The sequence below is a fragment of the Ruthenibacterium lactatiformans genome (genome assembly GCF_000949455.1).
GTDB classification, from domain to species: domain Bacteria; phylum Bacillota; class Clostridia; order Oscillospirales; family Ruminococcaceae; genus Ruthenibacterium; species Ruthenibacterium lactatiformans.
In genome coordinates this window covers 93,254-112,870 of record NZ_JXXK01000005.1, presented here as the reverse complement: position 1 = coordinate 112,870, position 19,617 = coordinate 93,254, and the positions used below count along the sequence as shown (strand labels likewise).

Sequence of the window (19,617 nt, the reverse complement as noted above, 5' to 3'; positions counted from 1 at the left end):
GGGCCAGCGCCCGAACAGCCGGCAGGGAAAAGGAATAATCAGGCTACACCGCGGCGGCAATCCCCACGGCGCGAAGATAGAGAGCATCGTTCACGGGCGTTCCCCCTTCCGTACGGGCGCGCGGAAGAGAGGTGCGTTTTCCAGCGCGCCGCCGCGCAGGTATTTCTCCGCACAAGCGTGGAGTACGGGCTGTATCGTCGGGTAGGTGAGCGCGCTGGGCAGTGCGGCAAAGGCACGTACTTGCGCGATTTCACTTTCGGGCAGAGGGCCGCGCGTGATGGCCTCCGCCAGAAACAGTGCACCCCAGCTCGTCTGTCCACCCTGTGTGACGCTATAGCAGCCGCAGGCGCACAGACGGAACCTCAAAGCGCCCGTTTCCTCGTATAGTTCACGGCATGCGGCCTCCAGCGGTGTTTCGTCCGGCTCCCGGTGTCCGCCGGGGAGCTCCCAGGTTTTTCGCGCGCTGTGGCGCACCAGAAGCCAGGCGCCGTTTTCCCGTACCGCAATGACGGAAAAGGCTTCTGTGATGTCCTTAGGGACGGCGGCGTGTATCTCGACGCCGTCTTTACGGCAAACGGGGGAAGGAATATTGGGCTCCATAATGTCCCTCCTTTTGTGGGAGCAAGGCGGGCGCGGCGGCCGGCAAGGCATCCAGACTGTCCGGCGTGCGCCGCAGCTCATCCTCCATCTCCAGCATGTTTTCCCAGTATCTTTTGGGACAGTGCGTCATGCGGCAGCGGGGGTTTTCCCGCGCAGCGATGGCGATGGTCTTGTAAAATCGCTTCCAAAGGACGCGGTAGCGCAGCTCCTCGGCGGTGGCGGGCGGCAGCTCCAGCGTATCCAGGGAGATGATCCGCGCTTTGCGGTCCTGCCAGACCAGTGCGGCTTTGTGAGTACGGTCGAAGATCAGAAAGGTTTCATTCTTCAGGCGGGAGCAGAAATGCTCTTTCAGAAAGGGGAGCACATAGTTTTTCGGCGTGATGGTCGCGGCCAAAGCCCCGTCGTAGTCAGAAAAACGCAGGAATTCCTTGAGCAGATGGGCTTCGTTCAGCAGATTCTGCCGCGCGGCCAGCATCGGCTGAACAGCAGTGTGGGACAACAGATACATCGTCTGCCGTCCGCGCCGATAGCCCAGCAGAAGGAAGCGGAGAATCGCCAGCTCCTTGCCCGGCATACAGCTCAAAAATACGCACTGCACCAGAGCGGCCGCGTCGGGCGAGATCTTCCGGGGAATGGAATCGTAGACGCGCGCAGCCTTTTCCTCGTCTGCTGCGATATATTTCTGGCGGAACAGCGTAGGCTGGGCCGCTTCTTCGGGTTGGATATCCACAGGAAGCTCATGGGTATATACGCTTTCGTGCACGCAGCACAAAAGCCCTTCAAAGCTGCCGTCGTACAGGTAGATCACATCTGACGTGCCAGGCACGAGACCGCCTCCTCACATACTTCCCGCGCGGCCGACGCAGGGCGCATTCCCTGTGCCGCCAGCTCCTGTACGGCGGGCGCGGCAAACAGGCTCAGCTGTTCCGTGCCAACGCCAAAGGCGGCGGGGTCGAGCAGGGCGCGCACGGTGGCCTCCGGCCCGGCAGTCACGCCACGGGAAAAGCCTTTGCAGGTGATGAAATACTGGGCCCGTTTGAGCACCACGCCGATACGCTTCAGGTCGGCAAGGTCCAGCTGCCCGCTGCGCCGGGCCACCCGAATGCGCTGGGCGCTTTTTACGCCGATGCCCGGAACCCGCAGCAGCATTTCGTAGGAACAGCGGTTTATGTCCACAGGGAACAAATGCATGTTATGGACGGCCCAGTTGCATTTGGGGTCCAGGTAGGGATTGAAGTCCGGATGCTGCTCGTCGAGGATCTCGGAGGCGGAAAACTGGTAGAAGCGCAGCAGCCAGTCGGCCTGATACAGCCGGTGCTCGCGCAGCAGCGGGGGTTTGGTGTCCAGCGCGGGCAGCAGCGAATCCTCGGCCACCGGAATGTAGGCGGAGAAAAATACGCGCTTCAGGCTGTATTTTTGGTAAAGCCCCTCGGTCAGCCGCAAAATCTGATAATCCGTTTCGGGGCTTGCGCCGATGATCATCTGCGTGCTCTGCCCCGCGGGCGCGAACTGCGGGGCTTTGCGATACCGCATCAGCTCGGCCTTGCTTTGCGTGACGCTTTGGCTCACCTGCTTCATGGGGGCAAGAATGGCGCGTTTGCTCTTGTCTGGAGCCAGCAGCGAAAGGCTCCGCTCACTGGGAAGTTCGATATTGATGCTGATGCGGTCCGCCAGCAGGCCGAGCCGAGCCACCAGCGCCGGGTCCGCTCCGGGAATGGCTTTTGCGTGGATATAACCGCGAAAGCGGTACTCGCCCCGCAGCAGCTCCAGCACGCCGATCATCTGTTCCATCGTGTAGTCCGGACTGCGCAGCACCGCACTGGAGAGGAACAGCCCTTCGATGTAATTGCGGCGGTAGAACCCGATGGTCAGATCCGCCAGTTCGCGCGGCGTAAAGGCGGCGCGGGGCACATCGTTGGTCACACGGTTCACACAATATTTGCAGTCGTAAACGCAGCAGTTGCTCAGCAGCACCTTCAGCAGGCTGATGCACCGGCCGTCAGCCGCAAAGGCATGGCACAGCCCGGCGGCCACAGTGCTGCCAAGGCCGGTCTCGTCGCCCGGCCGCTCGGAGCCGCTGGACGTACAGGCCACGTCATATTTTGCGCTGTCCGTCAGGATCGTCAGTTTTTCCAGCACATCCATGCTCGTTCCTCCGTGCCGGTATACGGCAGTTTTGAAAAAGGGTGTAAAAAAGAAAGCCCTGACGAAACACGTGTTTTTTCATAGGGCTTTGTGGGATTTCAAATAAGAAAAAAGAGGTTTTCCTTACACAGGGGCATCATTGCACGCGCTTTTGTGCAATTTCCGCGGCCAGCATGCTCCCGGCGCGCGGTCCCCTCCGGGCTCAGGCGGGGGCGACCGGCTCCGGATATTCCTCCAGAACCGACAGCCTGCCGCCGGAGAGGCCCAGGCGGACAATGCTGCAATTGCCGAAACGATGCGTCCAAAACAGGGAGAGAGGAAGTCCTTTGATCTGCAGGTAGAGCGCGTTCAGTGCAGCGCCATGGCTGGCGACAAGGACGTGCCGATCTTCCGGCAGTTGTTGAAGGGCATCCAGAAAACCTCCGGTGCGGCGCAGCACGGAATCCAGGCTTTCGCCGCCCTGCGGCGGCGTATAATTTTGCGGCGTTTCAAAAAAGGCCGTACCGGCAGGGCCAAGCGTGCGGAAATCGCTGCCTTCCCAAATGCCGAAACCAATCTCGATCAGGCGTGGGTCCAGCTCTATTTTTTCTTCGGGCCAGCCCGAGACGATACATGCGGTATCTACCGCACGCCGCAGCGGGCTTGCGTATACAGCGTCAAAATGAACGCCGCGCAATGCTTCGTGCGCAGCCCGGGCTTGGGCGAGCCCGAGCCTGTTCAGCGGAATATCGCTGCGGCCCTGCAGACGGAACTGCCGGTTGTAATCGGTCTGGCCGTGGCGTATCAGGTAAATTTCAGTTGCTGGCATATTTCCTCCAAAAGTACGTATTATGGGACAAATATTCTGATATCCTGAGAGACAAAGAGGAGCGGTCTACCAGCGTGCACGTGTCTCCACAACCTTGCCGGCGATATATAGGTGTTCCAGATCTTCACCCATGATGATCTGCGGCGCATATACATTGTTGAAGGGCTGCAGGATGATGGTGTTGCCCCGCCGGATGAATTTTTTCAGCGTTCCCTCACCCTCTCCGAAAATAACGACACCCAGATCTCCGTTCTCGAGCGTGGGCTGGCGGTGCACCAGAGCAAGGTCACCGTCGCTGATGCGGGGTTCCATGCTGTCGCCTTTTACCAACAGATAAAAATAACTGCCGGGGTCTTTTACGCGGGCGTATTCCTCGCCGTAGTCCTCTTCAAAGGCGAACGCGCCAAAACCTGCGCGCACTGTGCCGATAATGGGTATGGGAAATTCACGGGGACCATCCGCTGCCGCAACGGCGGAGGTGATAGGGGCGGGAGCACAGCCCAGCAAATAATCGGTGCTTACTTTAAAGTAAGCGGCAACGCGCGCGAGCGTCTGTGGGTCCGGGGTGGAACGCCCGGTCTCCCACTTGCCGACAGCCTGCTGCGTGACGCCCAGCAGGCTGGAAAGCGCCGCCTGGGAGAGCCCATTCAGCTTGCGCAGCTCTTTCAAACGTTGTGCAAACATGCGGATGCCTCATTTCTATCTATCATTCTATATTTGATTTTACTACTTATGGTTGTCAAAGTAAAGCGGGTTTTTCTTTTAAATTGTAAAAAAAGTTGTTAAACGGTCTTGACAACAACTAACGGTTGTATTATTGTGAAAACACAGAGGAAATATTCAGCGATTCAAGCTGTGAAAAGAGGAATCATGATGAAAAAGGAAATGAAAAGCTTTTTTTGCGTATGGCGGTCGTTCTGTTGGTATTGGGCGCGATCTGCTTTGTAGGAGCCTATGGCGCCGGAAAACTTTGCGCGGAAATGCTGCTGACGCCTGCCTGTGCGGCACTGGCTTATGCCGCGTATCAGGCTGAGAAAAACCTGTTCCGTCCCGCGCCCAAAGCGCCGGTGCTGCGCGTTGCTGCCAAGGAACAGACACCCATGCGTGTTGCATGATTGGGCACAGGATGGGAAAGATAGTTTTACGGGCATTGATGATAGCAGAGTAAAAAAATAGGAATTGTAACTATTTTGCTGTTGACTTACAGTGCAGATAATGATATTCTAACCATGACAAAACTTTCACAAGCAGAGTTTTGCGATTGAATTAGGAGGTAATTCCCTATGAAGAAACTGCTTACTTTGGCTCTGGCGGCTGTGCTGGCGCTTTCTCTGGTGGCCTGCGGCGGCAGCGGCAGCATCAAGGACGGCACATATACCGCCCAGTACAAGGAACCGTCCCATGATTGGACGGAGTATCTGTCCGTCACTTATAAGGACGGCGTGATCACGGATGTGGATTTTGATGCGAAGGATGCCAACGGCAACCTGAAGAGCGAAGCCACGGCAGAGACTTACCCGATGGATCCGCTTCCTTCCGAGTGGATTCCCCAGCTTGAGGAAAACGTCAAAGCCGCTGGTACTGCCGATAAAATCGAGGCTGTGGCTGGCGCAACTTCGTCCAGCGAGTCCGTGAAAGTACTGATGGCAGCTGTTGAGAAGCAGGCCAAAGCCGGTAATACGGAAGTTGTCCTTGTGGATAATGCGGAATAATTTCAATTTGTAAGAAACAGGCGCCTGCCCGGGCGCCTGTTTCTTTGCATCCCGAAAACCACCGGCTCGTGAACTGTCCTCTGGTTCCGGAACAGTTCATTTGCCGGTGGATGATTATTTGCAAAAAGAACTGTTTGAAAGCATATTTCCCCCAAAAAATATAGAAGATGTTTTTCGGTGCGAAATCTTGGCGATAATATTGACAGCGACGGAAGGATATGTTATCATTATTAACGCACTCTAAGCCGCAAGACCGGGGAGAGGTGTCCGAGTGGTTTAAGGAGGCGGTCTTGAAAACCGTTGAACAGCAATGTTCCGTGGGTTCGAATCCCACCTTCTCCGCCATTTAAGGAACCGGCGGCTGGTGCATAAAACAGAATAGCGGAAAAATGAACGCTGCCATTTTGGAGAAGTACTCAAGTGGTGACGAGGCGCCCCTGCTAAGGGCGTAGGTCGGGAAACCGGCGCGAGGGTTCAAATCCCTCCTTCTCCGCCAAAACAGAACCGGCTGTAATTTGAATTTAGACTGTTTAAATTCAAATTGCAGCCGGTTTTTTCTGCGATTTTAGACTTTTGGATTCCCTGCCGCTGCGCTTGCGGTTCAGCCGGGAAGAAGAATTTCAATGGCTGCACCTGTCCAGACAAGGCTTGGTTCCACAGATGCGCCGGGGATGAGAGGTTGGGCCGGAGGGAGGGCTTCACCGTGCCACGGGTTCAGGATGAGCGGCTCCCTATCACAGCTCTTTTTCATCAGAACATAATGAAGTTTGTTTACAGGCGCGCCATTTTCCAGCATTTGACACACCAGGATGGCGTATTCTGCCGCCTGTTCCACGTCCAGCGCGGCTTCACAGAGCGTTCCAAACATCTTCATTTGTGCGACTTCCTGCTTGGCGGCCGCACTCAGTACACCGAACATTTGCCGGATCAGCGGGTTTTCCCCGAGATGGAATACTGGTTTTGCGCCCTGCTTTGCCAAGCGGCGCATCATAAGCATGGGGTTGGAATAGCTTTCAAAGCCTGGCATCGCGCAGCCAAAGACAATGTCGTTATACAGAGCAGATATGTATGCCCTGTCGGCGGCTTCAGCTTTGGCGTGCCCGGAAATCTCCCATTCGTAATAAGCCAAGGTGAAAGCTCCGCAGGAGTTTCCATCCGCTTTGCCTTGTGTGATATATTTGCACATAGTATCCACCTTCGTTTCGATGATTTACGGGCAGCGGACCCGTTTTTCTTATTATAACATGGACACTGCATGGCAGCCACAAAAAATCAGGACAAACAGTTTTGAGGGCTCAACAGTTTCCGGGAACATCAGCAGGCGAAGCTGCGTCTCCGGCGGATACCATAAAGCGCTCCGGCAGGTTTTGTGGAAAATATGGTCTATAGCGTTATTGGCCGTTTACAGGTTTTCTGGTCAAGAACTCAAAATATTTTACATTTTGTACGTTATTGAAAAAAGATGTAAAAAAAGTTATGCTGAAAATCGGAAGGCGCGCACTGTAAAAGGGAGGGGTGCAAATACAGTGCTGTGGCTGTAAGCTGATTTTTCGATTAAAGCACTCTTGAGAGCCGGCGTGCGGCGGAACCGTAGACAACAAAACAACGAAGAGAGGGAAAAATATGTATCGCGTATCCAATTTTACCGACAATGATGACGTTAAAACACTTGATCAAAAAGGGCCCTTCACCGTTATTGAATACCAAAGGGACCTGAGCGTGACGCCGGGTTCGGCTGTCACGGCTTTTTACTGTGCTCAGATGAACGTAAAAAAGCGGCAGGTCATATGTGATTTGAATCATGCGAATATTACCATCCAGGCCGGGGCCATGCAGTGGATGCTGGGCAATGTCAGCGCGACCACAGGAATCAAAGGCGTTGGGGACCTTTTCGGAAAAGCTGTATGGGGCAAGGTGACGGGGGAATCTGCGATCAAGCCGGAATATACCGGCAGCGGTATGCTTGTTTTGGAACCTACCTATAAGCATCTCCTGCTGATGGATGCGGCCGATTGGGGCGGCTCTGTGGTGCTGGACGACGGCTTGTTTCTTGCCTGTGACTCAAGCCTCAAACACAAAGCAGTCATGCGCTCAAATTTCTCCTCGGCGGTCGCCGGCGGCGAAGGGCTGTTTAATCTGAGCTTGAACGGCAGTGGTGTGTTTTGCATCGAGGCAGAGTGCCCCAAGGAAGAATTGGTAGAGATCATATTGGAAAATGATGTGTTGAAGATCGACGGGAACTACGCGATCGCCTGGAGCGCGGGCCTTGAATTTACGGTGGAGCGGTCTGGTAAGAGCCTGATCGGTTCGGCGGCTTCCGGGGAGGGACTTGTAAATGTGTACCGTGGTACGGGCAAGGTGCTGATGATGCCTACCGCAAAAATGCCGAATATTTGATTGAGGCATTTCCCGACGGCGCCCGGCAACAGTCCGCCGGTGTAATTGTAAAAAGCGGCAGGTTATCCGCTGAAGTCTGTCCGCCGCTTTTGCCGCGCGGTTATGGGGTCGGGCGGGCTCTTTTGCTTGGCGCCTGCGCCGGTGTACAGACTGCGTATCCATTCCCGGCGCGGCTGTTTACGAACCCGGAGGGCAAAAGGACGATGCCGGAAAGTTGGAGTTTTTTGTCGGATACTGTTGAATTTTAATTCATATTTTGGTATGCTATTACAGGAATTCAAAGTGTTTTCCTGAAAATGCATATAATGCTCTGATAGGGAGAGCAGTTTCTACACCCAGCCGTAAACCGGGTACTATGTCATCCATAGATGGACTATGCTCCGGCGGGGCGTGGTGCTGTAGCTGTGGTCGTCATGCTTTGCGGCAGGCGGCCGTATTTTTTTGCATTTATTGAACAGGGCAGGAGGTTGTTTTATGCTGCATTCCATCACCGATGTACACGCACATTACGATGAAGCCGTCTTCGACACAGACCGCGGCGAGGTGCTGCGTACCTTGCGCGAAGCGGGCGTGTGCGCCATTGTCAATTCGGGCTCGAGCGTGCCGTCCTCCCGGCGCTCACTGGACCTGGCGAAACGGTTCGAGGGAGTATATGCCAGTGTAGGCGTATTTCCGTTGGAGGCCTACAACGTGCCGTCCGGCTGGTTGGAGCAGATCTCCGATATGGCGGAGGAGGACGGGTGTGTGGCCGTTGGAGAGATCGGACTGGATTACCATTTGGAGGATGGCGCAGGTCCCACATACGCGCAGCGGGAGACGCAAAAAAATGTATTTCGTGCCCAGCTGGAGCTGGCGCGCCGGAAGGGAATGCCTGTGGTCATCCACGACCGGGATGCGGATGAGGACGTCATCCGGCTGTTGGCGGAACTGCCGTGCCCCGGGATGATCCACCGTTTTTTCAGCCGTGCCGAATATGGCTTTCAGCTTCTGGAAATGGGCCTTTCGCTGGGAATCGGCCCGGCTGTCACTTATTCCAATGCGGGGGAGCTGGTCCAGGTGGTGCGGCAGATGCCGTTGGAGCGGCTGTTGCTGGAAACGGACGCTCCGTTTTTACCCAGCGCCCGCTTTGAAGGCAAACGAGCGACTTCGGATATGATTGCGGACGTATGTGAAGTTGTCGCACAGATACGCGGAGACGTTACCCCGCAGGAGGTGGCTTTGGCTGCGCGTGAAAACGCCCGCCGGATGTTTGGCATCTGATCGTTTTGTATCGGGTACCGGCGCGGCCGCGCCGGTTCAGGATAAATAAAACAACTGAGAAACTGGAGGAATCTGTATGAAAACCAAGCTGGACAAGTACTTTCGTATCTCCCAGCGAGGCTCCACCATCGGCACGGAGCTGATCGGCGGCGCCACGACCTTTGCCACCATGGCCTATATTTTGGCCTACATGACCGGGGCGATGTCCGCGGTGCCGGGCATTGACCTGACGGGTGTGCTGCTGTGCACCGCGCTTATCACGGCCATTTCCTGCATCGCCATGGGCCTGGTCGCCAACGCGCCCATCGCATTGGCGCCTGTTCTTGTTATCCCGAACCTGGTGGCCGGGATGGTGGCCAGCGGCGAGGCTACTTACGGCCAGGCGTTTGGCACGGTGGCAATTTCCGGCATCGTCTTTTTGCTGATCTCTGTTTTCAAACTGCGCGACCTGTTTGCACGGAGCCTGCCCAAAAACATCAAGATCGGCATCGGCGGTGCGGTGGGCCTGCTGATTGCCAGCATTGGCCTGAATACCAGCGGCCTGGCCGCTGCGGGTGAGGATGGCAGCTTCATCAATTTCAGCGATAAAAGCGTGCAGCTGGGGCTGATCGGTTTGGCCATCGCCCTGCTGCTGACGTATCTCAAAATCACGGTCAACGGCCGCACCTATAAAATCAAGGGCGCGCTGCTGATCTCTATTGTTCTTACAACGATCATCGGTATCCCCATGGGCGTTACGGTATTGCCCGAAAATATCTTCACCCGTGGTGCGCTGGCATCCATCGGCAATGTGGCGTTCCAGGTGGATATTCTCGGCGCCCTCAAACTGAGTTTTGTTCCGTTCATCATCATGCTGCTGATCAACGATTTCTTCGGCACATTGGGCACGGGCCTCGCCATGGCGGGCAAAGCGGGGCTGCTGGATGAGGACGGGAATTTCCCGGCCTTCGGCAAGGTGTTCCTGGTGGACTCCAGCGCCACCATCCTGGGCAGCCTGTTCGGCATCACCACCGTGAGCTGCTTTGCGGAGAGCGCCGCCGGGGTTGAGAGCGGCAGCCGCACGGGCCTTTCCAACCTGAGCACCGCGTTTTTCTTCCTGCTGTGCATGCTGTTCAGCCCGTTGTTCCTCATGATTCCCGGCGCGGCAACCGGCAGCGCGCTGATCGTGGTGGGCATCTCCATGCTGGAAACGCTGCGCGACGTAGACTTTTCGGGCTCTGAATTTTTGCCTGTGGCCGTCATGCTTCTGGTGACTGCCTATAAAGGCGACTATGTCGCGGGCATCGCGCTGGGCATGTTCACTTATCTGGTGGTCAGCGTCATCCGCGCGCTTGTAAACCGCGATGCGAAGTACGTCCCGCAGTGGCCCGCCTGGGTGCTTGGCGTGCTTATGGTACTGTATTTTATTTTCTGATCACTGCAAGAAATCGAGGCGTTGGCTATGAAAAATCTGCATCAACAGGTATTGGAGCTTCTGCCGCAGTGCATCGAGGACAGACGCTGGCTGCACCGGCATGCCGAGCTGTCCTTCCGGGAATACAAGACAGCGGATTATCTGGAGCAGGCGCTGTGCGAACTGGAAGGGCTGGAACTCAGCCGTCCTACACCCACCAGTGTGATGGCGGTACTGCGCACCGGAAGGCCCGGCCGCTGCCTCGCCATTCGTGCGGACATCGACGCGCTGCCCATCCGCGAGGAAAACGAGCTGGATTATCGCTCCTGCAATGAAGGCGTGATGCACGCCTGCGGCCATGACGGGCATGCGGCTATCCTGCTGAATTCCGTGCGGCTGCTGTGCCGCCGGCGGGAGGAGCTGTGCGGGGAACTGCGCTTTATTTTTCAGCATGCGGAGGAGACCCCTCCCGGCGGTGCGGTGGAAGTCATCCGCGCCGGCGTGCTGAAGGGTGTGGACGAGGTGTTCGGTCTGCATCTTACAAGCACGCTGCCCACGGGCAGCTTCGGCGTGTGCAGCGGCGTTCTCACCTCGGCCACGGACCGTTTTGAGATCGAGATCACCGGCCGCGGCGGACATTCCAGCATGCCGCAGGAATGCATAGACCCTATTGTGACCGGCGCACAGATCATCCTTGCGCTGCAGACCGTGCTTTCCCGTTCGCTTCGGCCCAGCGACCCGGCGGTGCTCTCGGTATGCCAGGCCCATTCCGGCTCGGCCTACAATATTATACCCGGCAGCATGCATTTGACCGGCTCGGTGCGCAGCTACGATGAGCGGGTGCGCGCCACTGCCGAGCGGCGTATCCGCGAGATCAGCGAAGGCATTGCCGCCTCGGCAGGGGCGGATGTGCAGGTGGAATATGTGCGCGGGTACGATTCCATCCGCAACGATCCGGCGCTGACCGGCTGGGCGCGAAATATGATTGCGCAAACCTTTGGCACGCAGGCGGTGCATGAGCTTTCACCGATCGCGCCGGGAGACGATTTTTGCTATTACGACCAGGTGTGCCCGGGTTTTTTCCTTGAGCTGGGCGCGGCAAACCCGGAAAAGGGAAGCGATGCTCCCCATCATAATGCCCGGTATCGCTTGGACGAAGACGCGCTGGCTTACGGCATGGAGTATACAGTCGCTCTGCTGAGCGGCCGATGCTGTTTACAGGCGCTCTGAGGCTTTGAAAAAATGAGTGCGTTTCCCAAACGGGAAACGCACTTTTTCGTATGGGGAGCAACGCCGGAGACAGATGCTTTTGCCTTAGCTGAATGGCTTGGGCGCAGCTTTTGTACCGGCTCACTCCGGAAGGGGGGATGTCTGCTTTTTTCGCATGCGGTTGCGCATTTCGCGCGGGCTTTCGCCCGTCAGCTTGCGAAACTGGCGATTGAAGCTGGACAGGGACATATAGCCCACTTGGTGGCATATTTCCAGTATCGATTTATTCTCGGCGGAAAGCATTACCGTTGCCGCTCCGATGCGGACGCGGTGGATATAATCGGAAGGCGCGCATTCCAATGCGCTGTAAAATTTTCGACGCAGGGTCGATACGCTCATATTGCAGAGCTGTTCCAGCGTTTCGATCGGGCAAGGCTCGGCATAATGGTTGGAAACATAGGTCACTGCAGGTGAGACTTCGGCAAGACGCCAAGGGGCAACCTGGCGGTGGTCGGAGAGACGTGCATGCTTGTATAGAATGCTTCTCACCAGCCACTCTGCGCATTGGCGGCTGCCGGGCCTTTTGGCCTGCAATTCATCCACCACCATCTGAACGAGTGTCAGGATATCGCGGCCCTCGGCAGTGGAGTCATCCAGTATGGGGGCGCCGATATGTCCCGCCGTAAGGGATTCGTCATCTTTGGCGCTGAGAATGCATTCATCGACATTGATAAAATACCATTTTGCGGGCTTATCGGGATTGCTCTGGGCGATATGGATCTGCCCCTGGTAGATGACCGAGGCACAGGGAGCCTGAAATGGGATGACCTTATCCTCCACAAAAAATATCCCGCTGCCTTCCGTGCACCAGCCCAGTTCAAGTTCGTTGTGATAATGCAAATACCTTGCGTGGGTGTCCATTTTGCCGGGGGAATTCTGCGGCCATAAAAAGAATGGATCGCCTTTTTCAAAAACGGTATGTTCGTACAGAACTTTTAACTTGTCTGCGATGCTTTCTGTGCAGCTTGATTGAATCTGCATAATTTTGCCTCCATTTTGCGTGGATTTGCCTCATCAGCTATTGTATACTGAATTTGCTGGGATGGCAATGAATTTGAAAAGATACCGCTCAAGGCTGAAAAAATTACCTTTTTGTCGGAAAAATCCATTTCGCCAAACGGGTGAGGACGGGGAAGCGGGAGAGGAGCCGCAGTGCGGCACGAATGTTTTCGCATCCGGCGGAGTACATATCTAGGGCCGGAGACCAAAAAATGTTTGCTCGGCTGCGAAAAGCACGACCCTCAAAATTGATTCGGCGAAAGCCGGATTCAAATATAAAATGGAGGTTGAGTTTCATGAAAAAAAGGTCGATCAAAAAAGTGTTGGCCCTGGGCCTCGCCGGTGCAATGCTCTGCGGCATGCTGACAGCCTGCGGCGGCGCCAACGGCAGTTCTTCCGCACCGTCTGCTTCGTCAGAGGGACAGGCAGAGCCTGCAGCTCCCGAAACAGAGAAGGAGAAGGTCGTGCTTTGGCATCTGTGGACCGGTGTAGAAGCCGGATACTTGGATGACGCTGTGGCGGCTTACAACGCGCAGAGCGATAAATATTATGTGGAGGCCCTCTCCGTACCGGATTCTCAGAAGATCATGGTAGCGATTCAATCCGGCGACGGACCCGACATTACGGATGACTTTACAAACAACATCGGCGCGTATGCTTCGAAAGGCATCATGCTCCCGCTGGATGACTATATTGCCAAGAACAATACCGACTTGTCCGACATCATTCCCTCCACGCTGGAAGCCTGCAAATATGAGGGGAAAACCTACGCGCTGCCCGCCGGCATGAACCTGATGGCGCTGTTTTACAATAAAACGCTGCTGGCTGAAGCAGGTTATACCGAGCCGCCCAAAACAATGGAAGAAATGTATGAGATGGCTGTCAACACCACAAAGCTCAATCCGGATGGAACGATTGACGTGATGGGCTATCCGGATTTTCCCTCTGTTTATTATACAGACAACTTTGCGGCGGCGCTGGGCGGCGGCTGGTACGATGAAAACGGAAAGCCTGCGTCGCCCGACAACGAAGGCAACCTCATGGCTTTGAAATATGCGGTGATGTACCGTGAGAAATTCGGCGTTGAAAACGTAGCCAAATTTGGTTCCGCAGGCAAATATCTGGACCCCACCGACCCCTTCCTGGCTGGAAAGCAGACCTTCCGCGTGGACGGAAACTGGCTTGGCGCCAACATCAACGATACCTTTAAGGTGGATGTGGATTACGGCTGCACATTCATTCCTTATCCGGAAGGCCATGAAGAGCTGAAAGGACGCGGCATTGCCAGCTCGTCCATGTTCTATATCCCCAGCAACAGCAAAAACCCGGACGGCGCCTATGATTTCCTCACCTTCATCTGCGGCCCGGAGGGAACGATGCTTCAGAGCGTGTCCCACGGCGGATTCCCTTCGCTGTTGTCACAGCTGGAGAGCGACGAGTTTGTAAACGGCAGCTACAACAGCGACGTGTTCGCCGAATTGGCCGCCAGCCCAAATCTGTTTGCCCTGCCCAACGTGCCGCAGAGCACCGAGTACAATACGATCATCAAGGAAGAGGTAGAGCTTGCGCTCAATCTCAAGCAGACTCCGGAGCAGGCGCTGCAAAACATCTATGATAAGGGCTCTGAACTGTTCAAGTAGTGGTGCGCATATATTTGCTGTTTGTTAACAGGTTCGTTCTGTAGGAACGAATGCACAGTTAACTGTTCGTAAAGGGGCCTTGCATGTAAAGGCCCCTTTACACATGTTATATTGCATAGCTTCTTGAAAGGTGGATATCATCATGCTTCAACACAGGGCCATCAAAAGCAGAGCTTCAAAACGTAGAAATCATACGGCGGCGGGTATTTTATTCGCGCTGCCCTGGATCATTGGTTTTTTGGCGTTCAGCCTGTATCCCATCATCATGTCGGTGTATTACAGCCTGACAGACTTCAACATGTTCCAAACGCCGAAATTTGTAGGGCTTGAAAATTATTCGGCGCTGTTTCAGGATGAAAAATTTTATAAAAGCCTGGGCAATACGCTGTATATGACGGTTCTGGGCACGCCGCTGTGCCTCGTGGCAGGCCTGCTTCTGGCGGTGCTTCTGAACCAGAAGGTGCGTGCCATGCCCATTTTCCGAACGTTCTTTTATCTTCCCAGCATCGTGCCGCTTGTCGCATCCTCCATGCTGTGGCTGTGGATTTTGAACCCGCAGTACGGCCTTTTGAACAACATCCTGCAGAAACTGGGGCTGTACCAGCCCAACTGGCTGACCGACCCGCGTTTTACGAAACCTGCGCTGCTGATCATGGGCGTGTGGGGTGTCGGCAGTATTATGATCATCTTTCTGGCGGCGCTGCAGGACGTGCCCCGCACTTTGTATGAGGCTGCCGAGATCGATGGTGCAAATGCTCTGAAGCGCTTTTTTTACATCACTCTGCCCGGAATTTCTCCTGCGATCTTTTTCCAGCTGATCATGGGGATCATCAACAATTTTCAGTATTTCACACAAGCATATCTGATGATCGGAAGTTCCACGGGCGGCGGTCTGAACGTGGTCAGCGGCGGCGCTGAAAATTCCCTGCTGTTTTATGCGCTGTATCTGTATCAGAACGCATTCAACCTTTTCAAAATGGGCAAAGCGTCCGCGATGGCCTGGATCTTGTTTGTTGTTGTGGCTGTTGTGACCGCAGTCGTTTTTAAAACGCAGGATAGGTGGGTGAGCTACGGTGAAGAATAATGCTTCTCTCGCGCGTGCGAACAAAAACATCAGGCGGCGCAAGCTGTGCGGAAAGGCGGTCACGGTATTTCTGCTTGTGGCGCTGTCCGTCGTCTTTCTGGTACCGTTTGCATGGATGCTGCTTACTTCGCTGAAGTCCATGGAAGAGGTTTATCAGCGTACTATTTTTCCGACAAAGCTGCACTTCGACAATTATATTCTGGCTGTTACGCAGATACCGTTCCTTCGCTATGCGTGGAATACCATCGTCATCACCGCACTGTGCGTTGTGGGAACCGTGATATCCTCCGCGATGGTGGCCTATTCCATGTCGAAGGTGCGGTGGAACGGGAAAAAATATTTGTTCCCGATCATCGTGGCCACGATGATGATCCCATATCAGGTCACTTTGATCCCGCTGTATATGATATGGAACAAGCTGGGGCTGATCGGCAGCATCGCGCCCCTGGTGGTGCCCGCGTTTTTCGGCGGCGCATACTACATTTTTCTGCTTCGCCAGTTCTTTAAGAGCATCCCGGATTCCCTGCTGGAAGCCGCGGAGATCGACGGCGCCGGAGAGGTGCGCATTTTTGCACAGATCATGCTGCCTTTGTGCAAACCTGCAATGGCAAGTGTCGCTATTTTCACTTTCATCAACACATGGTCCGATTTTATGGGTCCTATGCTGTATCTGAACCGTCAGGAAAGCTACACGCTTTCCATTGGCCTGCAGGCTTTTTTGCAGCAGCACTATGTGCAGTGGGGCATTCTGATGGCGGCTTCTGCTATTTTTACGATCCCGATGATCGTCCTGTTTTTCTTTGCACAAAAATACTTTATCGAAGGCATCACGGTAACGGGTGTAAAGGGCTGATGCCGGAAAGGGTGCTTTTATGAATCGGATATTGTATGTTCCGCTGGACGAACGTGCCTGTAATTATGAATTCCCCGCGCTTCTGGCAGGCATGACAGAGGACGTCGCTCTGGTGGAACCGCCCGTCGGCTGGATGGGCTTCAAAAAAAAGCCGGCGGATATCGACGCGCTCTGGGCCTGGCTTTTCGAGAATGCGGGGCAATGCAGCCACGCCATCCTTTCCGTGGATACGCTGGTTTACGGCAATATCATCAATTCCCGAACGCATCACCGCCCCCTGGAGGCATGCATGGAAACGCTCTCCCGGTTCACCGAGCTGAAGCGGAAAAACCCGGAGCTTTCCATTCATGCGTTCAATCTGGTGGCGCGGGTGGCGGCATATGACAGCGACGCGGAGGACCCGGATTACTGGGCGTCATACGGAAGAAAAATATGGCGTTATGCATGCCTGACGGACAAGGCCGAGCGGGGAGAGGCGGATGAGGCGGAGCGCGGGGAATGCGCCGCGCTCCGGCGCGAGATACCGGACGGCGTTCTGGACGATTTTCTGGCGCGCCGCGCGGTGGACCGGGCGGTCAATCTTGCGTGTGTGGACCTGGTGCGGGACGGTGTATTCGATGTGCTTACCGTCCCAAAGGACGATACCGCCGAGTACGGGTACGCGGCGCTGGACCAGATGGCCATTGCAAAGAGAGTGCGCGAGCTTCGGCTGCCGGACCGCGTCTTCGTATATCCGGGGGCCGACGAGGTGGGAAGCGTGCTGTTTGCCCGTGTTTTCAACCAGATCAAAAACTACCGCCCGCGCATTTACGTAAGATATTCCTCCGTGTACGGCCCGTTTATTGTGCCGCGCTATGAGGACCGGCCGCTGCAGGAGGGAATAAAAGCGCAGATCACCTCTCTGGGAGGCGTAGTTTTGGATGCGCCCGGTGATTCCGACTGCATGCTGGCTGTAAACAGCCCGGGAAAGCATATGATTGAATCCGTCGAGCAATATACAAAGGACCTCACCTTTTCCACGCATCTGAATTTGAATGAGCTTTTCCGTTATATGCGCTATTATCATGAGGAATACGGCCGTCCGGTGGGCCTGGCGGAGGTATCGGTAGCCAATGGATGCGAAAACGACTGCATGGAATTGGGACTGCTGACCGGAACCTATGATTACCTGACCGCTGTGGGAGGCTGGAACACCGCGCAGAATACCATTGGCGTCGTGCTGGCGCAGCTTGTGATCGCGAGCTATTACAATGGCTTTTGCGGCAGGCCGGAGCAGCTCCGGCGGTCGGAGGAGTTCATGGCGAGCCGTCTTGCCAGCGACTGGCTGTATCAATCCAATGTGCTGCACAGGTACCTTGCGGAGACTGCGGGCACGGTAGACCCTTATGCGCTTGGGCGGCATTACGGGGATGCGGCGGAATATTTCAGGCATGGGCTGCAAGCGCTTCTGGACGAGAAGTTTACGGCCGGGATACGCGGCCGCCGTCCCATTGTGGACACGCTGCAATTCCAGTGGGACGGAATCTTTTACATCCGGCTGCATGTCCGGCTGGAAGAAGTGCTCCGCGCAGAAGGTACTAAGGAAAAGACAGATACAGGAGAATGACGCATGATCACGAAAGCCGCTTTGCTTGAAGACCTGGGCCGTGCGGGTATAGACCCGCACGGCATGCTGCTGTGCCATCTTTCAATGAAAAAGATCGGCCCCGTGGAAAACGGCGCCGACACGGTGCTGGACGCTTTGATGGAATACATGAAAAATGGATTGCTGATCGTTCCCTGTCACACCTGGAGCAATGTCAACGATGAAAACCCCGTGTTTGACGTGCGGAAAACAAAGCCCTGCGTCGGGCTTCTGCCGGATCTGTTCCGGCGGCGGAAGGGCGTGGTGCGGACGCTGCACCCCACGCATTCGCTGTGCGTTTACGGGCCCCGGGCACAGGCGTTTGCAGAAGGGCAGGAGCGGTTCGATACGCCCTGTGCGCCCGGCTCCTGTTACGGCGAGCTGCTGCGGCAAAACGCGCAGGTGATGATGGTGGGGGTCACGTTTGCCTGCAACACCAGCGTACACTGCATCGAGGAGATCGCAAACGTGCCCGGCCGCCTTACAGCAGAGCATCATCCGCTGTTTGTGCGCGATCAAAGCGGGCGGCTGCTTTCCGTGCCGTCCCGCCGCCATCAAAACGCCAATTCGGACCATTACGTCAAGCTTGAACCGGTGATGTTTCACAGGAATATACTGCGGCGCGTCCCGTTCGGCAATGCCGAATGCCTTTTGTTCCGCGGCAAAGACTTGCTGGCCGTTACGCTGGAGCTGCTGAAAAAAGACCCGGATCTTTTCGGCAGCGGCGCGCCCGTCCCGCCGGAGTGGTATTGAATCTGCCTTTTACCGTGCGGCAAAAGGGCGCTCTGCGGAGCGGACAAATTGATAGGAAAGAAGGAACTGTCGTGAAAATATTGAACTTTGGCTCTCTCAACCTGGATAAGGTGTATAAAGTCGCGCACTTTGTGCGCGAGGGAGAGACCATCAGCGCACAGGAACAGAACCAGTTTTTAGGAGGAAAGGGGCTGAACCAGTCTGTCGCGCTGGCAAGGGCGGGTATCTTTGTGGAGCATGCCGGAGCAGTGGGGCGGGAGACGACGGAATTTCACGCGCTGCTCAAGGCTGAGGGCGCCGGCACGACGTATCTGCGCGTTCTGGAAACGGTGAGCGGGCATGCCGTGATCCAGTCCTGTGCGGGACAGAATTGTATCATCGTGTACGGTGGGGCAAACCGGATGACCCGGCCGCAGGATGTGGACGCTTTTTTAAAGGACTACGGCCCCGGTGATCTGCTGCTGCTTCAGAATGAAACATCCTGTGTCCGTTATGCAATGGAACAGGCCAGAGAAAAGGGAATGACGGTCGCGTTCAATCCTTCGCCCATAGACGGTTCCCTGACACAGGATGTGCTTGCACTGGCGGACGTGCTGTTCGTCAACGAGACGGAGGGAGGGCTTTTGTCGGGCACTCCGGCAAACGAAAACGAAGCGGTTTTGACAGCGCTTGCGGAACGTTTTCCCCACGTGGCTGTCGTTCTTACCGTGGGAGGCGAGGGCGCGCTGTACCGTAAGGGCGGCGTGCTGCTCCGCCAGAGGGCATATCCTGTGAAGGTCGTGGACACAACGGCCGCGGGAGATACATTCACAGGGTATTTTCTGGCAGGTATGATCCGCGGGTTTGACCCGGGAAAATGCCTGCGCTGCGCAAGTATGGCGGCTGCGCTTGCAGTAAGCCGGGAAGGCGCTTCGGCAAGCATTCCCACATGGAGGGAAGTATTGGATTTCAGCGCGGCGCAGGGGGAACCACTGGAGAGCTTACGGGGAACAGGAGCCGCGGCGCTTTGACAGGCATTGGCACGGCGCGTCCATGGAAAAAAGGGCTGCCGGAGGCGCCGCCAGATGACGGAAGAAAGAG

19 protein-coding genes, 2 tRNA genes and 1 riboswitch are annotated in these 19,617 nt (G+C 55.7%); of the genes, 14 read left to right on the top strand and 7 right to left on the bottom strand.

Annotated features, from left to right (window positions below):
• Positions 1-90 precede the first annotated feature (90 nt).
• The 5 genes from TQ39_RS05560 to TQ39_RS05540 all read right to left on the bottom strand — a co-directional run bounded on the left by TQ39_RS05560 (position 91) and on the right by TQ39_RS05540 (position 4,237).
• A complete protein-coding gene (locus tag TQ39_RS05560) occupies positions 91-600 on the bottom strand; it encodes an NUDIX hydrolase (protein WP_069955696.1) in 510 nt (169 codons plus the stop codon).
• Positions 566-1,426 carry a TIGR03915 family putative DNA repair protein gene (locus TQ39_RS05555; RefSeq protein WP_082052128.1) on the bottom strand — a complete coding sequence of 287 codons (861 nt, stop codon included), beginning with the start codon at positions 1,424-1,426 and terminating at the stop codon, positions 566-568. The genes TQ39_RS05560 and TQ39_RS05555 overlap by 35 nt, the downstream gene beginning before the upstream one ends.
• Positions 1,405-2,745 carry a putative DNA modification/repair radical SAM protein gene (locus TQ39_RS05550; RefSeq protein ID WP_050004826.1) on the bottom strand — a complete coding sequence of 447 codons (1,341 nt, stop codon included), beginning with the start codon at positions 2,743-2,745 and terminating at the stop codon, positions 1,405-1,407. Before TQ39_RS05550 ends, TQ39_RS05555 begins: the two co-directional genes overlap by 22 nt.
• Positions 2,746-2,947: 202 nt before the next feature.
• Positions 2,948-3,553: a histidine phosphatase family protein gene (locus TQ39_RS05545; RefSeq protein WP_009322124.1), complete on the bottom strand. Its 606-nt coding sequence runs from the start codon at positions 3,551-3,553 to the stop codon at positions 2,948-2,950.
• A 66-nt stretch (positions 3,554-3,619) separates the two neighbouring features.
• On the bottom strand, positions 3,620-4,237 hold the full coding sequence (locus TQ39_RS05540; protein ID WP_050004825.1) for a LexA family protein: 618 nt from the start codon (positions 4,235-4,237) through the stop codon (positions 3,620-3,622).
• Between the two features lie 221 nt (positions 4,238-4,458).
• On the opposite strand from TQ39_RS05540, the gene TQ39_RS05535 reads away from it, so the two are divergent.
• The 4 genes from TQ39_RS05535 to TQ39_RS05520 all read left to right on the top strand — a co-directional run bounded on the left by TQ39_RS05535 (position 4,459) and on the right by TQ39_RS05520 (position 5,761).
• On the top strand, positions 4,459-4,668 hold the full coding sequence (locus TQ39_RS05535; protein WP_156146192.1) for a hypothetical protein: 210 nt from the start codon (positions 4,459-4,461) through the stop codon (positions 4,666-4,668).
• Positions 4,669-4,836: 168 nt separating this feature from the next.
• Positions 4,837-5,265, top strand: coding sequence for an FMN-binding protein (locus TQ39_RS05530; RefSeq protein WP_009322127.1), 429 nt, complete (start codon positions 4,837-4,839; stop codon positions 5,263-5,265).
• 257 nt (positions 5,266-5,522) lie between these two features.
• Positions 5,523-5,610, top strand: a tRNA-Ser gene (locus tag TQ39_RS05525).
• A 61-nt stretch (positions 5,611-5,671) separates the two neighbouring features.
• A tRNA-Ser gene (locus TQ39_RS05520) sits at positions 5,672-5,761 on the top strand.
• Between the two features lie 105 nt (positions 5,762-5,866).
• On the opposite strand, the gene TQ39_RS05515 is transcribed toward TQ39_RS05520, so the two are convergent.
• On the bottom strand, positions 5,867-6,394 hold the full coding sequence (locus TQ39_RS05515; RefSeq protein ID WP_139056068.1) for a hypothetical protein: 528 nt from the start codon (positions 6,392-6,394) through the stop codon (positions 5,867-5,869).
• Between the two features lie 494 nt (positions 6,395-6,888).
• Between TQ39_RS05515 and TQ39_RS05510 the strand changes: the two genes are divergently transcribed.
• The 4 genes from TQ39_RS05510 (at position 6,889) to TQ39_RS05495 (ending at position 11,545) form a co-directional block, all read left to right on the top strand.
• On the top strand, positions 6,889-7,662 hold the full coding sequence (locus TQ39_RS05510) for an AIM24 family protein (protein ID WP_050004823.1): 774 nt from the start codon (positions 6,889-6,891) through the stop codon (positions 7,660-7,662).
• Between the two features lie 278 nt (positions 7,663-7,940).
• A riboswitch (purine riboswitch) is annotated at positions 7,941-8,038 on the top strand.
• 98 nt (positions 8,039-8,136) lie between these two features.
• Complete coding sequence (locus tag TQ39_RS05505; protein WP_050004822.1) at positions 8,137-8,922, top strand: TatD family hydrolase; 786 nt, start codon at positions 8,137-8,139, stop codon at positions 8,920-8,922.
• Positions 8,923-8,998: 76 nt separating this feature from the next.
• A complete protein-coding gene (locus TQ39_RS05500; protein WP_050004821.1) occupies positions 8,999-10,336 on the top strand; it encodes an NCS2 family permease in 1,338 nt (445 codons plus the stop codon).
• 27 nt (positions 10,337-10,363) lie between these two features.
• Positions 10,364-11,545, top strand: a complete 1,182-nt coding sequence (locus TQ39_RS05495; protein ID WP_009322151.1) for a M20 metallopeptidase family protein — start codon at positions 10,364-10,366, stop codon at positions 11,543-11,545.
• A gap of 120 nt (positions 11,546-11,665) precedes the next feature.
• Here the strand turns inward: TQ39_RS05495 and TQ39_RS05490 are convergent, their stop codons facing one another.
• The gene (locus TQ39_RS05490) at positions 11,666-12,565 is read right to left on the bottom strand and encodes an AraC family transcriptional regulator (protein WP_050004820.1); all 900 of its coding nucleotides are present in this window, start codon (positions 12,563-12,565) and stop codon (positions 11,666-11,668) included.
• A 314-nt stretch (positions 12,566-12,879) separates the two neighbouring features.
• On the opposite strand from TQ39_RS05490, the gene TQ39_RS05485 reads away from it, so the two are divergent.
• From TQ39_RS05485 to TQ39_RS05460, 6 genes are all read left to right on the top strand, one after another.
• Positions 12,880-14,223: an ABC transporter substrate-binding protein gene (locus TQ39_RS05485; protein ID WP_009322153.1), complete on the top strand. Its 1,344-nt coding sequence runs from the start codon at positions 12,880-12,882 to the stop codon at positions 14,221-14,223.
• Positions 14,224-14,365: 142 nt separating this feature from the next.
• Positions 14,366-15,307: a carbohydrate ABC transporter permease gene (locus tag TQ39_RS05480; protein ID WP_050004819.1), complete on the top strand. Its 942-nt coding sequence runs from the start codon at positions 14,366-14,368 to the stop codon at positions 15,305-15,307.
• Positions 15,297-16,160 (top strand): carbohydrate ABC transporter permease, encoded by an 864-nt coding sequence (locus tag TQ39_RS05475; protein WP_082052126.1) that lies wholly within the window; start codon positions 15,297-15,299, stop codon positions 16,158-16,160. The genes TQ39_RS05480 and TQ39_RS05475 overlap by 11 nt, the downstream gene beginning before the upstream one ends.
• A gap of 19 nt (positions 16,161-16,179) precedes the next feature.
• Positions 16,180-17,766: a DUF4127 family protein gene (locus TQ39_RS05470; protein ID WP_050004818.1), complete on the top strand. Its 1,587-nt coding sequence runs from the start codon at positions 16,180-16,182 to the stop codon at positions 17,764-17,766.
• 3 nt (positions 17,767-17,769) lie between these two features.
• Positions 17,770-18,537, top strand: a complete 768-nt coding sequence (locus TQ39_RS05465) for an AAC(3) family N-acetyltransferase (RefSeq protein WP_050004817.1) — start codon at positions 17,770-17,772, stop codon at positions 18,535-18,537.
• Between the two features lie 71 nt (positions 18,538-18,608).
• Positions 18,609-19,547 carry a ribokinase gene (locus tag TQ39_RS05460; protein WP_050004816.1) on the top strand — a complete coding sequence of 313 codons (939 nt, stop codon included), beginning with the start codon at positions 18,609-18,611 and terminating at the stop codon, positions 19,545-19,547.
• Positions 19,548-19,617: the final 70 nt, after the last annotated feature.

Excerpts from the sequence above, each read along its gene's own strand:
- TQ39_RS05560 (WP_069955696.1), bottom strand. The coding sequence starts at position 600 with ATGGAGCCCAATATTCCTTCCCCCGTTTGCCGTAAAGACGGCGTCGAG.
- TQ39_RS05550 (WP_050004826.1), bottom strand. The coding sequence starts at position 2,745 with ATGGATGTGCTGGAAAAACTGACGATCCTGACGGACAGCGCAAAATAT.
- TQ39_RS05545 (WP_009322124.1), bottom strand. The coding sequence starts at position 3,553 with ATGCCAGCAACTGAAATTTACCTGATACGCCACGGCCAGACCGATTAC.
- TQ39_RS05540 (WP_050004825.1), bottom strand. The coding sequence starts at position 4,237 with ATGTTTGCACAACGTTTGAAAGAGCTGCGCAAGCTGAATGGGCTCTCC.
- TQ39_RS05535 (WP_156146192.1), top strand. The coding sequence starts at position 4,459 with ATGGCGGTCGTTCTGTTGGTATTGGGCGCGATCTGCTTTGTAGGAGCC.
- TQ39_RS05530 (WP_009322127.1), top strand. The coding sequence starts at position 4,837 with ATGAAGAAACTGCTTACTTTGGCTCTGGCGGCTGTGCTGGCGCTTTCT.
- TQ39_RS05510 (WP_050004823.1), top strand. The coding sequence starts at position 6,889 with ATGTATCGCGTATCCAATTTTACCGACAATGATGACGTTAAAACACTT.
- TQ39_RS05505 (WP_050004822.1), top strand. The coding sequence starts at position 8,137 with ATGCTGCATTCCATCACCGATGTACACGCACATTACGATGAAGCCGTC.
- TQ39_RS05500 (WP_050004821.1), top strand. The coding sequence starts at position 8,999 with ATGAAAACCAAGCTGGACAAGTACTTTCGTATCTCCCAGCGAGGCTCC.
- TQ39_RS05495 (WP_009322151.1), top strand. The coding sequence starts at position 10,364 with ATGAAAAATCTGCATCAACAGGTATTGGAGCTTCTGCCGCAGTGCATC.
- TQ39_RS05490 (WP_050004820.1), bottom strand. The coding sequence starts at position 12,565 with ATGCAGATTCAATCAAGCTGCACAGAAAGCATCGCAGACAAGTTAAAA.
- TQ39_RS05485 (WP_009322153.1), top strand. The coding sequence starts at position 12,880 with ATGAAAAAAAGGTCGATCAAAAAAGTGTTGGCCCTGGGCCTCGCCGGT.
- TQ39_RS05480 (WP_050004819.1), top strand. The coding sequence starts at position 14,366 with ATGCTTCAACACAGGGCCATCAAAAGCAGAGCTTCAAAACGTAGAAAT.
- TQ39_RS05470 (WP_050004818.1), top strand. The coding sequence starts at position 16,180 with ATGAATCGGATATTGTATGTTCCGCTGGACGAACGTGCCTGTAATTAT.
- TQ39_RS05465 (WP_050004817.1), top strand. The coding sequence starts at position 17,770 with ATGATCACGAAAGCCGCTTTGCTTGAAGACCTGGGCCGTGCGGGTATA.